Raw genomic sequence first — 18,615 nt, 5'->3', positions numbered from 1 at the left:
AGGATGTTGGCCACGGTCAGGCCTCCGTATCGGTGGTTGAAGCAGGTGCGCCGACCGTCTCGGCCTGACGCCGCACGTTCCTGCGCGGCACCGGCGGCGCTTGCTGCCCGGGCAGCGGAGGCACCGGGAAGGACCCGCCCATGGGATCGAACTCCCTTGTCTTCTCGTCGGGTTCGTCTTCCTTGTCCGGCGTTCCGCGCATCAGGTCCCAGGCGAAGGACAGGAGTACGAGGACCAGGACGGGGCCGGCGATCCACATGACCGTCGTCCGGTAGTCGTAGCCTTCGTTCTTCATGGCCCGGACTGTGGCGACGAGCATCAGCCAGACCAGCGAGGTCGGGATGAGCACCTTCCAGCCGAACTTCATGAACTGGTCGTAGCGCAGACGTGGGAGCGTGCCACGCAACCAGATGAACATGAAGAGGAAGATCTGCACCTTGGCGAAGTACCAAAGGAGCGGCCACCAGCCGGAGTTCGCGCCCTCCCACACTGCCGTGACCGGCCACGGCGCGCGGTAGCCGCCGAGGAACAGGGTGGTCGCCAGCGAGGAGACGACCACCATGTTCACGTACTCGGCGAGGAAGAACAGGGCGAACTTCAGCGACGAGTACTCGGTGTGGAACCCACCGACCAGTTCGCCTTCGGCCTCGGGGAGGTCGAAGGGGGCGCGGTTGGTCTCGCCGATCATCGCGATGACGTAGATGATGAACGAGACCGGGAGCAGTACGGCGTACCAGGTGTCCTGCTGGGCGCCGACGATCTCACTCGTGGACATCGAGCCCGAGTAGAGGAACACCGCCGCGAAGCTCAGTCCCATCGCGACCTCGTACGAGATCATCTGAGCGGTGGACCGCAGGGCGCCGAGCAGCGGGTAGGTCGATCCCGACGACCAGCCGGCGAGCACGATGCCGTAGATGCCCACCGACGCGGTGGCCAGGACGTACAGCACGGCGACCGGCAGGTCGGTCATCTGCAGGTGCGTCCGGTGCCCGAAGATCGAGACCTCGGGGCCGAACGGGATCACCGCGAAGGCCATGAACGCCGGGACCATCGCCACCAGCGGCGCGAGGATGAACACCGCCTTGTCGGCGGCTGTGACGGTGATGTCCTCCTTGAACGCCAGCTTCACACCGTCCGCGAGGGACTGGAGCAGACCCTGCGGTCCGGTGTGCTTGGGCCCGACGCGCATCTGCATCCACGCGACGACCTTGCGCTCCCAGTAGATCGCGAAGAGCGTCATGACCACGCAGAAGGCGAAGACGATGACAGCCTTGGCGAGCACCAGCCACCACGGGTCGTTGCCGAACCCGACGGGGTTCCCAGCCAAGTAGGTCGGAGAAGCGTTCATCGGGCCTCCTCCTGCGCGTCAGCGGACTGTGTTCCGGCAGCCTGCACTCCGGCAGCCTGCACTCCAACAGGCCGTGCTCCAACAGGCCGTGCTCCAACAGGCCGTGCTCCAGCTGGCTGTGCTTCAACAGGAGTGTGCGCGCCGGTGCCGTTCAATCCGTGGCCGTCCGCGTCGGGTTCGTCCACCCTGGCCGCGACCTTGATCTTCACGACTGTGCCCGAAGCGACGCCGAGATCGGTCCCGAGGTGTGAGCCGGGCGAGTTGCCCGGCAGCCAGACCACCCGGTCGACCATGTCCGTGACTTTGAGCAAAAGCGTCACTTCGCCGCCGTCGGCGGTCACCGTGACGTCTCCGCCGTCGACCGCGCCGATCTCCGCCGCGGTGGCGGCGGCGAGCCGGACGACGGGGAGCCGACGGGTTCCGGCCAGCGCCGGTTCACCGTCCTGGGCCCGGCCGTCGTCGAGCAGCATCCGCCAGGAGGCGAGCACTGCCTCGCCGCTTGCGGGGCGCGGCAGTTCGACTGCCTGGCTGGTCGGCCTGGCGGCTCGCTCGCCGTCCCAGCTCCCCAGTCGGCGGATCTCCCGGCGGGCCGCCGAAACGTCCGGCAGCCCCAGCGGCACACCCATCGCGTCCGCGATCGAGTGCAGAACCCGCAGGTCCGGCATCCGCGCCGTGGTGTCCGGGGTCAGCTGGTCACGGTCGAGGACCGCCTGGAACGGCCGTTCGCGACCCTCCCAGTTGAGGAACGTCCCGGCTTTCTCCACGGGCGCGGCCACCGGCAGGACCACATCGGCCCGTTCAGTGACCTCACTGTGCCGCAGCTCCAGGCTGACGGTGAACCGGCAGGCCTCCAGGGCCGCCCGCGCACCGGCCGGGTCCGGCAGGTCGGCGAGTTCGACGCCGCCGACCACCAGTGCGCCCAGCTTGCCCTCGCGGGCTGCCTCCAGGATCGACCCGGTGTCCAGGCCGAAGCCGGACGGCACCTCGGCGACGCCCCAGGCCGCAGCCATCGCGTCGCGTGCGTCGGGGTCACTGACCGGTCGGCCGCCGGGCAGCAGCCCGGCCACCGCACCGGCCTCGACAGCCCCGCGCTCACCGGCCCGCCGCGGCACCCAGGCCAGTCGCGCGCCTGTCTCAGCCGCCAGCCGGACGGCCGCCGAGAGTGCGCCGGGGACGCCCGCCAGCCGCTCCCCGACCAGCACCACCGCTCCCGGCTCCCGCAGTCCCTCGGCGGCCGTCCGGCCGGTCAGGTCGAACTCTGTTCGCCTAGGCGCAGTCAGACCCGCGGGCGCTCCGAGCGCGTCCAGCCACTCGGTTTCAGTGCCAGGAGCGGACTTCAGCAGTACGCCGGACATCCGGCGCAGCGCGCCGGTGGCGAAGGGCGCCAGCGAGAAGACCTTCACGCCCTTCGTCTTGGCCGCTTTGCGGAGGCGCAGGAAAATAATCGGCGACTCCTCCTCCGGCTCGAAGCCGACGAGCAGCACCACGGGCGCTTTTTCGAGCTGGGCGTACGTGACGCCCAGTCCCGTACCGGCGACGGCGGCGGCCAGGAACCCGGCCTCCTCCGCGGAGTGCGCCCGCGCCCGGAAGTCGATGTCGTTGGTCGCGAGCACGATCCGCGCGAACTTCGCGTACGCGTAGGCGTCTTCGTACGTCGACCGGCCGCCGACCAGGACCCCGGCCCGGCCGCGCGCCGCGCTCAACCCCTTGGCCGCGACCGCCAGGGCCTCCGGCCAGGAGGTCTCTTCCAGCTCACCGGTCTCAGTGTTCCGGACCAGCGGCTGGGTGATGCGGTCGCCGCGCGTTGCGTACCGGAACGCGAAGCGGCCCTTGTCGCAGTTCCACTCCTCGTTCACCTCCGGGTCGTCTCCGGCCAGTCGGCGCATGACCTTGCCGCGCCGGTGGTCGGTCCGGATCGCGCAGCCCGACGCGCAGTGCTCGCACGCCGTGGGCGAGGAGACCAGGTCGAACGGCCGGGACCGGAACCGGTAGGCGGCCGAAGTCAGCGCGCCCACGGGGCAGATCTGGATGGTGTTGCCGGAGAAGTACGACTCGAAGGGCTGGTTCTCGTAGATGCCGACCTGCTGGAGCGCGCCGCGTTCGATCATCTCGATGAACGGGTCGCCCGCGATCTGCTCGGAGAACCGGGTGCACCGCGCGCACAGCACGCAGCGCTCGCGGTCGAGCAGTACCTGCGTCGAGATCGGCAGTGGCTTCGCGTACGTCCGCTTGACCTCGCCGAACCGGGAGACCGACCGCTTCGAACCCATCGCCTGGTTCTGCAGGGGGCATTCGCCGCCCTTGTCGCAGACCGGGCAGTCCAGCGGGTGGTTGATCAGCAGCAACTCCATGACCCCGTCCTGCGCCTTGCGGGCGACCGGGGAGGTGAGCTGCGTCTTGACGACCATGCCGTCGGTGACCGTGGTCGTGCACGAGGCGAGCGGCTTGCGCTGCCCTTCGACGTCCACCAGGCACTGCCGGCAGGCGCCGACCGGGTCGAGCAGCGGGTGGTCGCAGAACCGCGGGATCTGCACACCGATCATTTCGGCGGCCCGGATCACCAGCGTGCCCTTGGGCACGGTGATCTCAACGCCGTCGACGGTGATGGTGACGAGGTCCACGGGCTTCTCGGCCGGCGGTCCGCCTGTTGGCGCGTTGGTTGTAACGGTCACTGGACACCCACCAGCTCAGAGGCCCACACGGTCGAAGCCGCCGGGTCGAAGGGACAGCCACCGTGTTCGAAGTGCGCGAGGTATTCCGCGCGGAAGTACTTCAGCGAGGACTGGATCGGGCTCGCCGCGCCGTCGCCCAGCGCGCAGAAGGACTTGCCGAGGATGTTGTCGGCGACGTCGAGCAACGTCTCCAGGTCCTCCTCGGTGCCGTCGCCCTGCTCCAGACGTTCGAGCAACTGCACCATCCAGTACGTGCCTTCGCGGCACGGTGTGCACTTGCCGCACGACTCGTGCGCGTAGAACTCGGTCCACCGCAGGACGGCCCGGACGACGCACACCGTCTCGTCGAAGATCTGGAGCGCCTTGGTGCCGAGCATCGAACCCGCCGCGCCCACGCCTTCGTAGTCCAGCGGGACGTCGAGGTGCTCGTCGGTGAACATCGGTGTCGAGGACCCGCCGGGGGTCCAGAACTTGAGCCGGTGCCCGTCCCGTACGCCGCCGGAAAGGTCGAGAAGCTGACGCAGCGTCACACCGAGTGGCGCTTCGTACTGCCCCGGGTTATTCACATGCCCGCTGAGCGAATACAGGGTGAAACCGGGGGACTTCTCGCTTCCCATGGTCCGGAACCACTCGACGCCCTTGTGCAGGATCGCGGGCACCGAGGCGATCGACTCAACGTTGTTGACCACCGTCGGCGAGGCGTACAGACCGGCGATGGCGGGGAACGGTGGCCGCAGCCGGGGCTGACCCCGCCGCCCCTCCAGGGAGTCGAGCAGCGCGGTCTCCTCACCGCAGATGTAAGCGCCGGCACCCGCGTGGACGATCAGGTCCAGGCTGAATCCGGAACCGAGGATGTCCGCGCCGAGGAACCCGGCTTCGTACGCCTCGGCGACCGCTGCGTTGAGCCTCCGCAGCACCGGGACGACCTCGCCGCGCAGATAGATGAACGCGTGCTTGGACCGGATCGCGTACGCCGCGATGATCACGCCCTCGATGAGGGAGTGCGGATTGGCGTACATCAACGGAATGTCTTTGCAGGTGCCCGGCTCGGACTCGTCCGCGTTGACCACCAGGTAGTGCGGCTTGCCGTCGCCCTGCGGGATGAAGCCCCACTTCATGCCGGTGGGGAACCCCGCGCCGCCGCGGCCGCGCAGACCCGAGTCCTTCACGGTCTGGATGACCGCGTCCGGCTCGACCTGCAGGGCCTTGCGCAGGCCCAGGTAACCGCCGTAGCGCTTGTACACGTCCAGCGTGTACGACTTCGGGTCGTCCCAGAACTCGGAGAGGACCGGGGTGAGGATCTCAGTCACGCCTCGTCACCTTCCTTGCGCTGTGCGACGACCTGAGGTGCGGTAACGCCCGTCTTCAGCCCCTTGGCGATCCGCAGACCCACCAGGGTCGGCGCGCCACCCGTGCCACCCGCGTCGTTGGCGCCGGGGCGCTCGTCCGGGAACCCGGCGAGGATCCGCGAGGTGTCCTGGAACGGCATCAACGGCGCACCCCGGGTCGGCGAAACCGTCTTGCCCGCCCGGAGTTCGTCCACCAGGCGCTTCGCGCTCTCCGGCGTCACATCGTCGAAGAACTCCCAGTTGACCATCATCACCGGCGCGTAGTCGCAGGCCGCGTTGCACTCGATGTGTTCCAGGGTGACCGCGCCGTCCGGCGTCGTCTCCCCGTGGCCGACGCCGAGGTGCTCCTTCAGCTCGGCGAAGATCTGGTCGCCGCCCAGCACCGCGCACAGCGTGTTGGTGCACACGCCGACCTGGTAGGTGCCGCCCGGCTTGCGCCGGTACATCGAGTAGAAGGTCGCGACCCCGGTCACGTCGGCGGCGCTGAGTTCCAGGATCTCCGCGCAGAACTCGATGCCGGTCCCGCTGACATACCCTTCCTCCGCCTGCACGAGGTGGAGGAGCGGCAGAAGTGCCGAACGCGAGCCGGGATAACGGGAGATGATCTCCTTCGCGTCCCGTTCGAGCCGGATTTTAACGTCAGGGTCGTACGGTTTGGCCGGCATCCTCGGCATTCCCATCAAGGCGCTCACCGGTCCACACCCCCCATCACCGGGTCGATGCTCGCCACGGCCACGATCACGTCCGCCACCTGTCCGCCTTCGCACATTGCGGCCATCGACTGCAGGTTGGTGAAGGACGGGTCCCGGAAGTGCACCCGGTACGGCCGCGTCCCACCGTCGCTCACGATGTGCACGCCCAGTTCGCCCTTAGGCGATTCGATCGCTGAGTACACCTGGCCCGGCGGGACCCGGAAGCCCTCGGTCACCAGCTTGAAGTGGTGGATCAGGGACTCCATCGAGGTGCCCATGATGTTCCGGATGTGGTCGAGCGACTGGCCCAACCCGTCCGGCCCCAGGGCCAGTTGCGCCGGCCAGGCGATCTTCTTGTCCTCCACCATCACCGGGCCCGGCTTCAACCGGTCCAGGCACTGCTCGACGATCTTCAGGGATTCCTTCATCTCCGCGATGCGGATCAGGTAACGCCCGTACGCGTCACAGGTGTCGACCGTCGGAACGTCGAACTCGTAGTTCTCGTAACCGCTGTACGGCTGCGTCTTGCGCAGGTCGTGCGGCAGACCGGCGCTGCGCAGGACCGGCCCGGTGACGCCGAGTGCCATGCACCCGGCCAGGTCCAGGTAGCCGATGCCGACCGTACGGCCCTTGAAGATCGGGTTGTCGTTGAGCAGCAGTTCGTACTCGCGGATCCGGCCCGGCAGGATCTCCACCAGCTCGCGGATCTTGTCCACCGTCCCCGGCGGGAAGTCCTGGGCGAGGCCGCCGGGCCTGATGTACGCGTGGTTCATCCGCAGCCCGGTGACCATCTCGAAGACGTCCAGGATCAGTTCGCGGTCCCGGAAGCCGAAGGTCATGACCGTCAGCGCGCCGATCTCCATGCCGCCCGTGGCCAGGCAGACCATGTGCGAGGAGATGCGGTTGAGCTCCATCAGCAGCACCCGGATGACCTGCGCCCGGTCGGGGATCTGCTCGGTGATCCCGAGCATCTTCTCCACCCCCAGGCAGTAGGCCGCCTCGTTGTAGAGGGGGGTCAGGTAGTCCATGCGCGTGACGAACGTGACCCCTTGGGTCCACGTACGGAATTCGAGGTTCTTCTCAATGCCGGTGTGCAGGTAACCGATGCCGCACCGGGATTCGGTGACCGTCTCGCCGTCGAGCTCCAGGATCAGTCGGAGCACGCCGTGCGTCGACGGGTGCTGCGGACCCATGTTGACGACGATGCGTTCTTCGGCGTCCGCGGCGGCCTGGACCACCTCGTCCCAGTCGGAACCGGTGACGGTGTAGACGCGGCCCTCGGTCGTGTCGCGTGCGTTCGCGGTTGTCTGATCAGTCATCAGGAGTACGACCTCCGCTGGTCCGGCGGCGGGATCTGGGCGCCCTTGTACTCGACGGGGATGCCGCCGAGCGGATAGTCCTTGCGCTGCGGGTGGCCGGGCCAGTCGTCCGGCATGAGGATCCGGGTCAGCGCCGGGTGGCCGTCGAAGATGAGACCGAAGAAGTCGTACGTCTCACGCTCGTGCCAGTCGAGCGTCGGGTAGACGCTCACCAGCGACGGCAGGTGCCGGTCCGCGTCGGGGACACAAACCTCAACCCTGACCAGCCTGTTGTGGGTGATCGACCGCAGGTGGTAGACGGCCCGCAGTTCGCGGCCGGCTTCCTCCGGGTAGTGCACCCCGCTGACACCCGTGCACAGTTCGAAGCGCAGGGCGGGGTCGTTGCGCATCGTCAGCGCGACCCGCTCCAGCGCGTCCCGCCTTACATGGAAAGTGATTTCGCCGTGGTCGACGACAACCTTCTCGACTGCTTCACCGAACTGGAGCCCGCCCTCTTCGAGCGCCCCCTGGAGTTCGTCCGCGACGAGGTCGAACTCGCCTTCACCGTCGGCCGTGCCGTTCGGTCCGCCGTACGGCCTGACCGCCGCGCCGGGCAACGACACCGTACGGACGAGGTTTCCGTATCCCGAGGTGTCTCCGGTGCCACGGGCGCCGAACATGCCCTGGCGGGTCTCGATGACCTCGCGTTCGGCGGCGCCCCGCTGGGTGGGCAGGCCCATGCTCTGTTCTTCGCTCACAGCAGGACACCGCCCCGGGACTGCGTCGCGGTGAGGGACATCTCGATGGTCGGCTTCGCGTTCAGCGCGGCGAGTTCCGCGGCCTTGACCGCCTTCTCGCGGTTCACGCCCAAGGGCATGGCCTGGATCTCCTCGCGGAGTTTGAGGATCGCGTCCATCAGCATCTCCGGACGGGGCGGACAGCCGGGCAGGTAGATGTCCACCGGCACGATGTGGTCCACGCCCTGCACGATCGCGTAGTTGTTGAACATGCCGCCCGACGAGGCGCACACGCCCATCGCCAGGACCCACTTCGGTCCGGCCATCTGGTCGTAGATCTGGCGGAGGACCGGCGCCATCTTCTGGCTGACCCGGCCCGCGACGATCATGAGGTCGGCCTGCCGCGGCGAGGCCCGGAACACTTCCATACCGAAGCGGGCGAGGTCGTAGCGACCGGCGCCCGTCGACATCATCTCGATCGCGCAGCAGGCGAGCCCGAAGGTCGCCGGCCAGAACGAGCTCTTGCGGAAGTAGCCCGCGAGCCCCTCCACCGTGGTCAGCAGGAAGCCGCTGGGCAGCTTCTCCTCGATACCCATCGGAATACCTCTCAGCTCGTCGGTAGTGACGTGTGCGCGGTGGACCGACGGCGGGTCAGTCCCACTCCAGGCCCCCACGCCGCCACAGGTACGCGTAGGCGACGAAGACGGAGAGGACAAAAAGCAGCATTTCGACGAGCCCGAAAATCCCCAGGGAGTCGAAGTAGACCGCCCACGGGTAGAGGAAGACGATCTCGATGTCGAAGATGATGAAGAGCATCGCCGTCAGGTAGTACTTGACCGGGAACCGGCCGCCGCCCGTCGCCTGCGGGGTCGGTTCGATACCGCATTCGTACGCTTCGAGCTTGGCGCGGTTGTAGCGCTTGGGCCCGGTCAGCGTGCCCGCGACCAGCGAGACGATCCCGAACGCGAGGGCCACGCCCGCGAGCACGAGGATCGGCGCGTAAAGGTTCACCGCTCTCCCCTTTTCTCCCATCGGTGCGGTCTGCGCTGAGGCACGGCCACCGGAACACGATCAGTCCATGTGACCCGCTTCACAAGCGCCCTGTGCGGTGGCGATCCTACGCCTCAAGCGATGTGATCTGCGACACGACCCCATAGTGATCTTGATGTGATCTTCGCCACCTAACGATCGATCAGAACCGGTTGCAGGTGCGCAAAAGTCGACTACGGGCTATTAGATGATCACCGAACGCCCGAGGTCCGCAGTCCCCAGGAGACGGATCGAGCGCATGTCTATAACACCTGACCTGGCGGTTCATCAAATTTGATGATCGTTCGATCAACTGGTAGCCGCTGCGGGGTTTATGGCTGGAAACGCAGCAGGCCCGGAGCGCCGCTGGGGCGGCCCGGGCCTGTTCGTCAAAGATCGTTATGCGGAACACCGTGAACAACAGCCGACGTACGGAGGGCAGGGGCGCGGAGATCAACTCCGCAGCCTCCGGAAGATCCCCTTCAGGGGGAGGGCACTGTGCCCGGCGACGCGGGCGAAACGGACGAAGGGGTCGACGGCTGCGGGGCGGGGCCACCGGACTGCGGGCCCTGGCTGAAATTCGGGCCCGGGGTCACGCCCGCTCCGGGGGCCGTGCTGGAGGCCGGCCCGGGGACGGTCCCCGGCGTCGTTCCAGGATTGGGCCCGGGAACCGTCCCGGGAGTACTCCCGCCCTTCGGGATCGCCACCGCGAACGGTGCTCCAGTCACCTCGTGGCACTGGCCGTCCGCAGCCACTTCGCCCCGCGGCTGCGGGAACCGGGTGCCGAACTCGCTGCCGCCACCGGGCCCCTGCGGCCCATAGCCGGAGGCGGGGTAGTAGCCGGGCGTTGAAGACATCGGCACTCGACCGACCCGGCAGTCGTCCACATTTCCGGTCCGGACACCCAGCGGCTGACCCGTCTCATCGAACAGGTAGATGTCCGTTAGCGGCTTGCCGTCGGCGGTGAACGGATACACGTTCTGTACGGGCAGGACGCTCTGCCCGGACGAGCTGTACACCGGAGCTCGGTTCCCGGTGGGGGAACTGACCGAGCTGTAGTCGTCCGACCCCGACGAGGTCTCGATACTGAACAACGCGGCGAACGCCAGGCCGGCCGCCATCGCGCTGACGGGCAGTCCGATCCAAAGCCACCGCCGGTCCTGGTGCGCCAGGCGGCCGAGGAGCACCGACGGGACGGCCGCCACCAGCGTGACCAGCACACCCGCCACGACACTGTCCGTCAGGAGCCCCACCGCCAGACCCACCGCCCCGGCCCGGATCAGCCACCAGGCCGGTTGCAAAGTCCGGCCGTACTCGAACACCGGCTGCGCCGGGCCGACGGCCGCCGAGTCCCACAGGTCGCGCGCCCGGCCCGCCAGTCCCAGCTGGGCGATCTCCGTCAGCGCCGGATCGCGCTGTCGTAGGCATGCCCGCGAAGCAAGCCCGAACAGGACTGCGGCGACAGCCGGAACCGCCCACACCGGCCCGTCAGCCCTGATCATCCAGAACCCGCTGAGCAAGGAGAACAGCACAGTCGTCCCCAGACCCAGGGCCGCCAGCGCGGGCAGGAACCGGGCCGGGACGCCGCCGCTCTTCGCCGGGGCCGGCGGATAGCCCGCGGCGCCGCGCAACTCCGCTGCGTACTCGCCCGGTTCCCCCAGGCGGGCCCGGAGCGTCTCCGCCGAGGTCTCCAGACCCAGTTCCCCCACCACGTCGGCGAGGTTGAGGGTGACGTCGTCGAGGATCTCCTCGACCTCCGGATCCGGGAGGTCGGAAAGCGCGCGGCGCACCGCGTTCCTGTACGACTCCGCTGCCGGGTGCAGGCCCGCGGACCCACCGTTGTCGTTCATGCTGTCTCCCCGATGAGTTCGCTCATGGTCCCGGCGAAGGACCGCCAGACCCCGGCCGATTCACGCAGCCGCTGACGTCCTGGTTCGTTGAGCGAGTAGTACTTGCGGTTCGGACCCGCGTCGCTCGCCACGACGTACGAAGTAAGTAGCCCCGCGTTGTAAAGCCGCCGCAGTGTGCCGTAGACCGATGCGTCGCCGACGTCGTCTATGCCTGCCTTGCGCAGGCGCCGCAGCACGTCGTACCCGTACCCGTCCTCGTCGCGGAGCACCGCGAGCACGGCCAGGTCGAGCACGCCTTTGAGCAGTTGACTGGTGTCCATTGAGACCCTTCCACTCTTCCGCTTCGGACAGTACTACACAATGCGTAGTAGTGGATCGAAGAAACGTTTTGCTGCGTTGTGGCGCATCATCAGCGATGCTTGGGCGCACACCCGTACAGCAGGAGGAAGGGCCAACCCGCATGAACCTGAGTCCCGGACAGAACAGCGCGCTCCCCGACGGCCCCGTCTCCCTGGAGGTGCACTGCGGCCCAGGCGTCGGCGTCGATGTGACCGCGCTGCTCCTCGACTCAGCGGGCAAGGTGCGCCGGGATGAGGACATGGTCTTCTTCAACAACCCGGAGACGGAAGCCGGAGCCGTGCGCTTCAGCGCCGACGGCGGCGCCGGCCGGGTCGACGTACTGCCCGCGCGACTCCCCGCCGACGTCGAGCGCGTAGCGGTCATCGCCAGCGTTGATGTGGACCACCCCGACTCGACCTTCGCCCACGTGACAGGCCTCCGTACGGACATCTCCGCGGGCGCGTTCGCCGCCGACTGCGTGCTCCCGGACCTGATGCAGGGTGAGACCGCCGTCGTGCTGGCCGAGTTGTACCGCCGCGGCGACGCCTGGAAGGTACGCGCGGTCGGGCAGGGCTACGCCTCGGGGCTCATCGGCGTGGCGACGGACTTCGGCGTGGACGTGGGCGAGCCTGAACCTGAAACCGTCGCTGAGCCTGTGACAGTGCCGGTAGCCGTGCCCAAGCCGTCAGCTGAGCCCGCGCCCGCCCTCGTGCTTTCAGTGACCAAACCGGACGCGTCCCCCGCACCCCCGGAAGCGCCACGCATCTCCATGGCCAAGGAGCCGCTGGGCAAGGTCAACCTCGCCAAGGGCGGCCGGGCCACCATCTCGATGGAGAAGGGCGGTTCGGACATCACCGTCACCGCCACCCTCGAATGGGACGGCGGCGATCCGCAACGCCAGAAGCGCGGCGCGGACCTCGACCTGTACGCCATATTCATCCCCGCCGCCCAGGCGAAGGTCGCCGACCGCGCGCAGATCGGCATCAACCGGAACCCGGCCCCGCCCGCACCCGCGAAGATGGGGGCGCTCAAAGCCATCAAAGCGGCGATCAAAGAGGCGAAGGAAGCCCAGAAGCGCAACGTCGGCGTGGACCCGAAGACCGGCGCGGTGTACTGGAACAGCCTCGGCACGCTGAAGGCGGACCCGCACATCCAGCTCATGGGTGACGCCCGGGTGCCCGGCATCGAGACCATCAAGATCAGTCGGCCGCAGGACCAGGGTTTCGTGCTGATCTGCGCGTACAGCGCGGTGGCCAACGGCGCGGGCAGCTTCAAGAGTTACGGCGCGAAGGCTGTGGTGACCGACGGCCGGGGCAGTACGGTCACCGCGCCGCTGTTCGACGACAACAACACGTCGTACTGGGTCGCCATCGCACTGATCGACTTCACCGACCCGGACGGCGTGGCCATCCAGCACATCGAGGCGTACAGCCGGGCGATGAGCGAATCGCGCCCGGCGCTGAATCCGGACGGGAGTTTCGGGATGGACTTGGGTCCGGTGGAGTTCAAGAAGACGGCGGGCTGACGGGCCGTTCTCCAACCGGTTAGTCTGATAGTGCGGCAGGCTGCCGCACTATTCAGACTCATCCCGTCGGAGAGCCGCTCTGCTGTGCGTCCCGGACAGCTTCAGCCAGAGCATGAGTCAACTGCTCTGCGCTCGGCAAGGCGTCCCGAACGTCCGGCGGCAGTGAGCCGTAGCTCAGATCAGCGACGGCCAGCGGACTGTTCATCACCTGCAACGTCCGCTCGACGACCTTCGTCCCCCAACGCTCTTTCCCCATGCGCTCGATGATCGTCTTGCCGATCCGCCAGTACATCGCGACCATCTTTCCAGCAGGCTGCTGGAACATCAGCCACTCGCCAGTCACGGCCACCGAGCCGGACTACGAAGCGGCGTAGGCCTCCAGCTCCGCCAAGAACCCGTCCTTCACCGCGCACGGCAGCCAGGTGATCTCGAAGGCGTTGCGCTGGAGCTGGACGACCTCTTCCTTCGTCAGATCGAGGTCCGCCTGCGTGCGCTCGACGTTCTCCTGCACATAGCCGCCGAAGTAGGCCGGGTCGTCCGAGTTGAGCGTGACCCGCAGGCCCAGATCCAGCATCGCGCGGATCTCAGGAGCCCCGTTGTCGCCGCGCACAAAGCCGTTCGAGATCGGGCAGACGGTGAAGCCGATCCCCTTGGCCCGGCACTCCTCGGCCAGTTCCGGGTCCGCAAGCACCCGGATGCCGTGGTCGATCCGGTCCACGCCGATGTCGCGGACGGCAGCCGCGATGTTCGGTGCCCAGGCCGAGTTTTCGACGTCGCAGTGCATCGTGAGGCGGTAGCCCTCCGCGCGGGCCCGGGCGAACACGGCGGCGAACTTGGCCGGCGGGTTGCCTTCCTCGTTCGAGTCGAGACCGACGCCGACGATCCACTTCTTGTACGGCAGCGACTCCAGGAGCGTCGCCATCGCGTACTCGGCCTGGTCTCTGCGGCGACTCACCGTGTCCAGGTGGCCAGTTCACCCTCGAATACGTCGTACGCCTTCTGCTCAAAGAGGACAAATACGGCGTCAGTGACCTGGCTCGGAGTGTCGAGCACCGTCCGGATCGCGATCCGCGCGCCGTCGTCCATCGGCCAGCCGTAGATCCCGGTGGAGATCGCCGGGAACGCCACGGACCGCGCGTCGAGTTCGTCGGCCACCCGCAGGGACTCGCGGTAGCACGAGACGAGCAACTCGGACCGGTCCTCATCTTTCAACCAGACCGGACCGACGGTGTGGATCACATGCCGGGCCGGCAGGTTCCCCGCAGTCGTCGCCACCGCCCGCCCCGGCTCAGCACAGCGCCTTTTCTTCCGTCCGCGAAGATCGAGATCCCCAAAGTGGTGATCATCCGGCAGCGGATGACCACCACTTTGGGGATCTCGATCTTCAACAGCGGTTATGCCCACAAAGCGCTGAGCGGTAGCGCCGTCAGCCTGTCCCCGAAGGGAAGTACCCGGTCCTCCAGCACGATGTCGACCGCTGCGCCGTTACGGTCCCGGAAGTGGTAGAGCTTCGGGTCGGTCTCCGACCAGGTCGCCAGCTTGGCGATCTCGGTGAAGATGAACGTCTCGACCAGTCGCCCGCGTTCAGGTGCCACCGGTCTGGCCAACAGCCGCGGCGTCACCCCGAGAAGATGCGCGGCCAGACCGGTGTCGACCAAGTGCATCTTGGGGTTCTTCACCATCCGGGTGGTGAGATTGCGGGACCAGACCGGGAGCCGGTGAACGAGGAACACCGCTTCCAACATTGCCAGATATCGGTTGACGGTCTGCCGTGAGAGATCAGTCTTGAGCTGGATGTCCTGGGCCACAACCGCGTGGACCCGGCCAGGACGTAACGTCCCGGCCGGGGATCCTCATCGACAGCTGCCTTGATCTCCAGAAGACGGCGCTGGTCGCGGCTCTCCTCTGAAGCCTCGACACACCGTCAATACAGGGCGCGGTTAGGCTCGACTTTCGGTTTCGCTGTAACCATGCTTTCGGTTTCGCTGAGCTTCGGCTTTCGGTTTCGCTGAGCTTGGCTCAGGCCGCCGGAGCGATCTTCGCCATCCCGTTGATGATCCGGTCCATCGCGTCGCCGTCGCGCGGGTCGGTGAGGTTGGCGAGCATCTTCATCACGAACTTCATCAGCATCGGGTGCGGCAGTCCGTGCTTGGTCGCGAAGTTCATGACACGGGGCTCGCCGATGAGCTTCACGAACATCCGGCCGAGCGTGTAGTAGCCGCCGTACGTCTGCTTCAGAATCCGCGCGTAGTCGTGCAGCGCGCGCTCGCGGCCTTCCGCGGTCGTCCGGCCGAGCGCCTGCACGATCGTCTGTGCGGCGATCTCCCCGGACTCCATCGCGTACGCGATGCCCTCGCCGTTGAACGGGTTGACCATGCCGCCCGCGTCGCCGACGAGCAGCATGCCCCGGGTGTAGTGCGGCTGCCGGTTGAAGCCCATCGGCAGGGCCGCGCCGCGGATCGGGCCCGTCATCGTCTCTTCGGTGAAGTTGTAGTCGCCGGGCATGCTCGACGTCCACGCCTTCAGCAGCTCGCGGTAGTCGATGTCCTTGAACGCCTTGGTGGTGTTCAGCAGGCCCAGGCCGACGTTGGCGGTGCCGTCGCCCATGCCGAAGATCCAGCCGTAGCCGGGCAGCAGGTCTGCACGGCCGTCGCGGCGGTCCCACAGCTCCAGGTGCGATTCGAGGTACTCGTCCTTGTCGTTCGAGCTCTCGAAGTAGGTCCGGACGGCGACGCCCATCGGGCGGTCCTCACGGCGGTGCAGGCCCATGGCCAGGGACAGTCGGGTGGAGTTGCCGTCGGCGGCGACCACGATCGGCGCGCGGAAGGACGTCTCCTGCTTGGAGCCGCCGACGCGGGCCCGGACGCCGATGATGCGGCCCGTACGGTCGTCCAGGATCGGTCCTGTGACGTTGGTGCGTTCGTGGAGCTTGGCCCCGGCCACGACCGCGCGCTGGGCCAGGATCTCGTCGAAGTCGTCACGCTTGCGGACTAGACCGTTGGCCGGGAACGCGGCCAGGTCCGGCCAGTCGACCTCCAGGCGCAGTCCGCCGCCGATGATCCGCAGGCCCTTGTTGTGCAGCCAGCCGGCGTCCTCCGAGACGTCGACGCCCATGGCGATCAGTTGCTTGGTCGCGCGGGGGGTCAGGCCGTCGCCGCACACCTTCTCGCGCGGGAACGCCGTCTTCTCCAGGAGCAGCACGTCGATGCCGGACTTGGCCAGGTGGTAGGCCGTAGCCGAGCCGGCGGGGCCGGCCCCGACGATGATCACCTGGGCCTGCTGGGCTGAGTCCACGGCGCTCGGTGCAGTGTCGGTCACGGGTCGACTCCCCTGGTGTTGTCTCCGGTGCCGGTAGGCGTGCGGAAGCCCAGTCTAGGAGTTCGCAGTTGACCTTCGGGACGAGGTACGCCCGAACCGGGACCGGTTTCCACCGGGCCGGGGAAGCGTCCGCCGGGAGCGCACAGTCAGTCGGAGTCAGCCGGGTGTCCGTCCTGGGCGGCAGCTGTGCACTTGTGGGCCTTGGCGCGGACCTCCTTCGGCAACGCCTCGATGTCGACCAGGCGCGGGAGCAGGTCCGGCTGGACGGTCAGTGCCTTGAACACGGTGGCGATGTCCACACCGTGTGCCGGCCGGTGGACGACCTCCACGGTGTCCCCCGCCCGCACCTCGCCGGGTTCGATGACCCGGAGGTAAGCGCCGGGTTCGGCCTGCTGGGTGAAGCGCTTGATCCAGCCCTGCTCCGCCAGCCACCCGGCGAAGGTCCGGCACGGGATGCGTGGCACGGAGACTTCGAGCAGCGCCGTGCCGATCCGCCAGTGTTCGCCGATCAGCGCGCCGTTGACGTCGACGCCCTCGGTTGTGAGGTTCTCGCCGAAGACCCCCGGGTGGAAGTCGTCCCGGCCGAGCCGCTCGGCCCAGCCTGCGAGGTCCTCCCAGGCGTACGCGTACACCGCCTTGTCGACGCCGCCGTGGAACCGGTGGTCGCAGATTTCGTCGCCGGCGACGCCGCTGCCGGTCTCCGGTGCCGAGAGCACCACCGGGCCGTCCACGGAACGCTTGTCGATCGCTGTGGTCGGAACGCTGGAGTGTTCCGTCGGGGCGGCCTTGCCGATGTTCACCGAGCGCAGGAATGAGGTCATGCCACCACGGTAAAGCGGCGGAATGGCCTTGCCCAACGGGTTCTTCTCCAAGTCAAAATCGATCAAAGTCGGTCAAAATTAGTCGAGGGCGGTCGAAGTCGGCTGCCCCGGTCAGGCGGCCTTGTACGCGCGGTGCAGCGCCACGATGCCGCCGGTCAGGTTTCGCCACGCGGGGCGGTCCCAGCCGGCCTTGCGGACCAGTTCGGCCAGTCCGGCCTGGTCGGGCCACGCGCGGATGGAGTCGGCGAGGTAGACGTACGCGTCGGGGTTGCTGCTCACAGCCGTCGCCACCGGGGGAAGCGCCCGCATCAGGTACTCCACGTACACGGTCCGGAACGGCGACCAGACCGGGTGGCTGAACTCGCACACCAGCAGACGCCCCCCGGGTTTGGTCACCCGGAGCAACTCGCTGAGACCCCGTACAGGATCTTCGATGTTCCGCAGGCCGAAGGAGATCGTCACCGCGTCGAACGAGTTGTCGACGAACGGGAGGTTCATCCCGTCGCCCGCGGTGAACGGCAGGTGCGGGAGCCGCTTTTTGCCTTCGCTCAGCATGCCGAGCGAGAAGTCGCAGGGGATGACGAACGCCCCGGCTTCCCGGTAGGGCAGCGATGAGGTGCCGGTGCCGGCCGCCAGGTCGAGGATCGTCTCCCCGGGTTTCGGGTCGATCTCCCGGGTGACGGCTTTGCGCCACAGTCGGGTCTGGCCCAGGGAGAGCACATCGTTGGTCAGGTCGTAGCGCGCTGCGACGTCGTCGAACATGGCGGCGACTTCGTGCGGCTGCTTGTCCAGGGAAGCTCGGGTCACCCTCCCATCTTGCCCTCTGCCGTCCGTGGCGCCGCGCACGCCCCCGCCCGTCGTGTGGTGGAGTTGACCTGTCTCAGCATTCCGGACCGTGTCCACGACCGATTCCACGTCCGATTCCACGTCCGATTCCACGTCCGATTCCACAACCGTTTTTACGACTGTTTCTACGACAGACAAACCAGACAAGCACAGGGGAACTCGGTGAAGGCCCTCGCGACAGGTGTAGCCGCCACGCTGCTGGCGGTGGCGGCCCTGGCCGGCTGCGGTGACAGTGCGTCCGACAGCTCGCGGATGTCCCGGCAGAAGCCCGCCAAGGACGGCGCGACCATCCCGCCGGAGAGGCGCGGGTGGGACGTCACGATCACCGATGTCCAGGAGCCGTATTCGCCGCAGAGTCCGCTCGGTGCCGTCCCCGACGGCGGGTCGGGGGACGAGGAGGCGCCGCTGCCGTCCAGCCTCAGGCGGGACATCCTGGTGGAGTTCACGGCGGTCAACCGTTCGGACCACGCGCGGGCGTTCTCGCCGGTCGACAACGTGGTGCTCGCCAACCGGAAGCGCATCATCTACGGCCCGCACGCGCCAGGTTCCGCCTCCGGGATCTCCTTCCCGGTGGACGGGGCTGTGCCCGCGCAGGGTTCGGTCAAGGGTGGTGTCGTGTTCACCGTGCCGAACGAAGTGCCGACTCCGGAGCTGGTCCTGGCCGTCGGCACGGAGATGACACTGCGTGCGCAGCAGAGCCTGCCGGTGCGGACGGAGTACATCCTGAAGTTGGAGTGACGACGAGTCCGGCGGCACGGCGAGTTCGGAATCACGGCAAGTCCGGATTGGCG

Annotated in this window: 18 protein-coding genes and 1 pseudogene; 2 read left to right on the top strand and 17 right to left on the bottom strand. The window is 67.8% G+C overall.

The genetic code is table 11. The features are described from left to right. Positions 1 to 16: 16 nt before the first annotated feature. The 10 genes from nuoH to AC0Z36_RS00440 all read right to left on the bottom strand — a co-directional run bounded on the left by nuoH (position 17) and on the right by AC0Z36_RS00440 (position 11,295). Complete coding sequence (nuoH, locus tag AC0Z36_RS00485; RefSeq protein WP_485460569.1) at positions 17 to 1,348, bottom strand: NADH-quinone oxidoreductase subunit NuoH; 1,332 nt, start codon at positions 1,346 to 1,348, stop codon at positions 17 to 19. After that, positions 1,345 to 4,020, bottom strand: a complete 2,676-nt coding sequence (locus AC0Z36_RS00480; RefSeq protein ID WP_485460568.1) for an NADH-quinone oxidoreductase subunit G — start codon at positions 4,018 to 4,020, stop codon at positions 1,345 to 1,347. Before AC0Z36_RS00480 ends, nuoH begins: the two co-directional genes overlap by 4 nt. Beyond that, positions 4,017 to 5,330 (bottom strand): NADH-quinone oxidoreductase subunit NuoF, encoded by a 1,314-nt coding sequence (gene nuoF / locus AC0Z36_RS00475; protein ID WP_485460567.1) that lies wholly within the window; start codon positions 5,328 to 5,330, stop codon positions 4,017 to 4,019. The genes AC0Z36_RS00480 and nuoF overlap by 4 nt, the downstream gene beginning before the upstream one ends. Beyond that, positions 5,327 to 6,034 carry an NADH-quinone oxidoreductase subunit NuoE gene (gene nuoE, locus AC0Z36_RS00470; protein WP_485460566.1) on the bottom strand — a complete coding sequence of 236 codons (708 nt, stop codon included), beginning with the start codon at positions 6,032 to 6,034 and terminating at the stop codon, positions 5,327 to 5,329. Before nuoE ends, nuoF begins: the two co-directional genes overlap by 4 nt. A gap of 23 nt (positions 6,035 to 6,057) precedes the next feature. Next, the gene (locus AC0Z36_RS00465; protein WP_485460565.1) at positions 6,058 to 7,380 is read right to left on the bottom strand and encodes an NADH-quinone oxidoreductase subunit D; all 1,323 of its coding nucleotides are present in this window, start codon (positions 7,378 to 7,380) and stop codon (positions 6,058 to 6,060) included. Then, complete coding sequence (locus AC0Z36_RS00460) at positions 7,380 to 8,099, bottom strand: NADH-quinone oxidoreductase subunit C (RefSeq protein ID WP_485460665.1); 720 nt, start codon at positions 8,097 to 8,099, stop codon at positions 7,380 to 7,382. The genes AC0Z36_RS00465 and AC0Z36_RS00460 overlap by 1 nt, the downstream gene beginning before the upstream one ends. Before the next feature lie 14 nt (positions 8,100 to 8,113). Continuing rightward, positions 8,114 to 8,692 carry a NuoB/complex I 20 kDa subunit family protein gene (locus AC0Z36_RS00455; RefSeq protein ID WP_485460564.1) on the bottom strand — a complete coding sequence of 193 codons (579 nt, stop codon included), beginning with the start codon at positions 8,690 to 8,692 and terminating at the stop codon, positions 8,114 to 8,116. Positions 8,693 to 8,747: 55 nt separating this feature from the next. Then, entirely contained in the window at positions 8,748 to 9,107 is a 360-nt protein-coding gene (locus tag AC0Z36_RS00450; RefSeq protein ID WP_485460563.1) for an NADH-quinone oxidoreductase subunit A, read from the bottom strand. Between the two features lie 500 nt (positions 9,108 to 9,607). Then, positions 9,608 to 10,975, bottom strand: coding sequence for an HAAS signaling domain-containing protein (locus AC0Z36_RS00445; protein ID WP_485460562.1), 1,368 nt, complete (start codon positions 10,973 to 10,975; stop codon positions 9,608 to 9,610). Continuing rightward, complete coding sequence (locus AC0Z36_RS00440) at positions 10,972 to 11,295, bottom strand: PadR family transcriptional regulator (RefSeq protein WP_485460561.1); 324 nt, start codon at positions 11,293 to 11,295, stop codon at positions 10,972 to 10,974. Before AC0Z36_RS00440 ends, AC0Z36_RS00445 begins: the two co-directional genes overlap by 4 nt. Before the next feature lie 140 nt (positions 11,296 to 11,435). Here AC0Z36_RS00440 and AC0Z36_RS00435 point away from each other — a divergent pair, with 140 nt between their 5' ends. Then, positions 11,436 to 12,839, top strand: a complete 1,404-nt coding sequence (locus tag AC0Z36_RS00435) for a TerD family protein (protein ID WP_485460560.1) — start codon at positions 11,436 to 11,438, stop codon at positions 12,837 to 12,839. A 58-nt stretch (positions 12,840 to 12,897) separates the two neighbouring features. Here AC0Z36_RS00435 and AC0Z36_RS00430 read toward each other — a convergent pair whose 3' ends face one another. From AC0Z36_RS00430 to AC0Z36_RS00400, 7 genes and pseudogenes are all read right to left on the bottom strand, one after another. After that, positions 12,898 to 13,188 (bottom strand): hypothetical protein, encoded by a 291-nt coding sequence (locus AC0Z36_RS00430; RefSeq protein WP_485460559.1) that lies wholly within the window; start codon positions 13,186 to 13,188, stop codon positions 12,898 to 12,900. A 9-nt stretch (positions 13,189 to 13,197) separates the two neighbouring features. Beyond that, positions 13,198 to 13,794: an adenosine deaminase family protein gene (locus AC0Z36_RS00425; protein ID WP_485460558.1), complete on the bottom strand. Its 597-nt coding sequence runs from the start codon at positions 13,792 to 13,794 to the stop codon at positions 13,198 to 13,200. Further along, positions 13,791 to 14,159 (bottom strand): annotated as a pseudogene (locus AC0Z36_RS00420) (macro domain-containing protein); the annotation flags it as partial. The pseudogene AC0Z36_RS00420 and the gene AC0Z36_RS00425, both read right to left, overlap by 4 nt. A 74-nt stretch (positions 14,160 to 14,233) precedes the next feature. Next, complete coding sequence (locus AC0Z36_RS00415; protein WP_485460557.1) at positions 14,234 to 14,647, bottom strand: DUF4143 domain-containing protein; 414 nt, start codon at positions 14,645 to 14,647, stop codon at positions 14,234 to 14,236. A gap of 211 nt (positions 14,648 to 14,858) precedes the next feature. Next, positions 14,859 to 16,157 carry a geranylgeranyl reductase family protein gene (locus AC0Z36_RS00410; protein ID WP_485460556.1) on the bottom strand — a complete coding sequence of 433 codons (1,299 nt, stop codon included), beginning with the start codon at positions 16,155 to 16,157 and terminating at the stop codon, positions 14,859 to 14,861. Between the two features lie 146 nt (positions 16,158 to 16,303). Next, complete coding sequence (locus tag AC0Z36_RS00405) at positions 16,304 to 16,978, bottom strand: MOSC domain-containing protein (RefSeq protein ID WP_485460555.1); 675 nt, start codon at positions 16,976 to 16,978, stop codon at positions 16,304 to 16,306. A gap of 111 nt (positions 16,979 to 17,089) precedes the next feature. Next, a complete protein-coding gene (locus AC0Z36_RS00400; RefSeq protein WP_485460554.1) occupies positions 17,090 to 17,785 on the bottom strand; it encodes a demethylmenaquinone methyltransferase in 696 nt (231 codons plus the stop codon). Positions 17,786 to 17,986: 201 nt separating this feature from the next. Between AC0Z36_RS00400 and AC0Z36_RS00395 the strand changes: the two genes are divergently transcribed. Then, complete coding sequence (locus AC0Z36_RS00395; protein WP_485460553.1) at positions 17,987 to 18,562, top strand: hypothetical protein; 576 nt, start codon at positions 17,987 to 17,989, stop codon at positions 18,560 to 18,562. Positions 18,563 to 18,615 lie beyond the last annotated feature (53 nt).

Source organism: Kitasatospora sp. UYEF31 (genome assembly GCF_057291755.1).
Note: the sequence above shows the minus strand (reverse complement) of the source record. Positions and strands in the feature narration are given on the sequence as shown.

Bases quoted from the DNA above. Each gene is read 5' to 3' on its own strand.
- AC0Z36_RS00445 (WP_485460562.1), bottom strand. From the start codon at position 10,975: ATGAACGACAACGGTGGGTCCGCGGGCCTGCACCCGGCAGCGGAGTCG.
- AC0Z36_RS00455 (WP_485460564.1), bottom strand. From the start codon at position 8,692: ATGGGTATCGAGGAGAAGCTGCCCAGCGGCTTCCTGCTGACCACGGTG.
- AC0Z36_RS00465 (WP_485460565.1), bottom strand. From the start codon at position 7,380: ATGACTGATCAGACAACCGCGAACGCACGCGACACGACCGAGGGCCGC.
- nuoH (WP_485460569.1), bottom strand. From the start codon at position 1,348: ATGAACGCTTCTCCGACCTACTTGGCTGGGAACCCCGTCGGGTTCGGC.
- AC0Z36_RS00435 (WP_485460560.1), top strand. From the start codon at position 11,436: ATGAACCTGAGTCCCGGACAGAACAGCGCGCTCCCCGACGGCCCCGTC.
- AC0Z36_RS00405 (WP_485460555.1), bottom strand. From the start codon at position 16,978: ATGACCTCATTCCTGCGCTCGGTGAACATCGGCAAGGCCGCCCCGACG.
- nuoE (WP_485460566.1), bottom strand. From the start codon at position 6,034: ATGCCGGCCAAACCGTACGACCCTGACGTTAAAATCCGGCTCGAACGG.
- AC0Z36_RS00460 (WP_485460665.1), bottom strand. From the start codon at position 8,099: ATGGGCCTGCCCACCCAGCGGGGCGCCGCCGAACGCGAGGTCATCGAG.
- AC0Z36_RS00440 (WP_485460561.1), bottom strand. From the start codon at position 11,295: ATGGACACCAGTCAACTGCTCAAAGGCGTGCTCGACCTGGCCGTGCTC.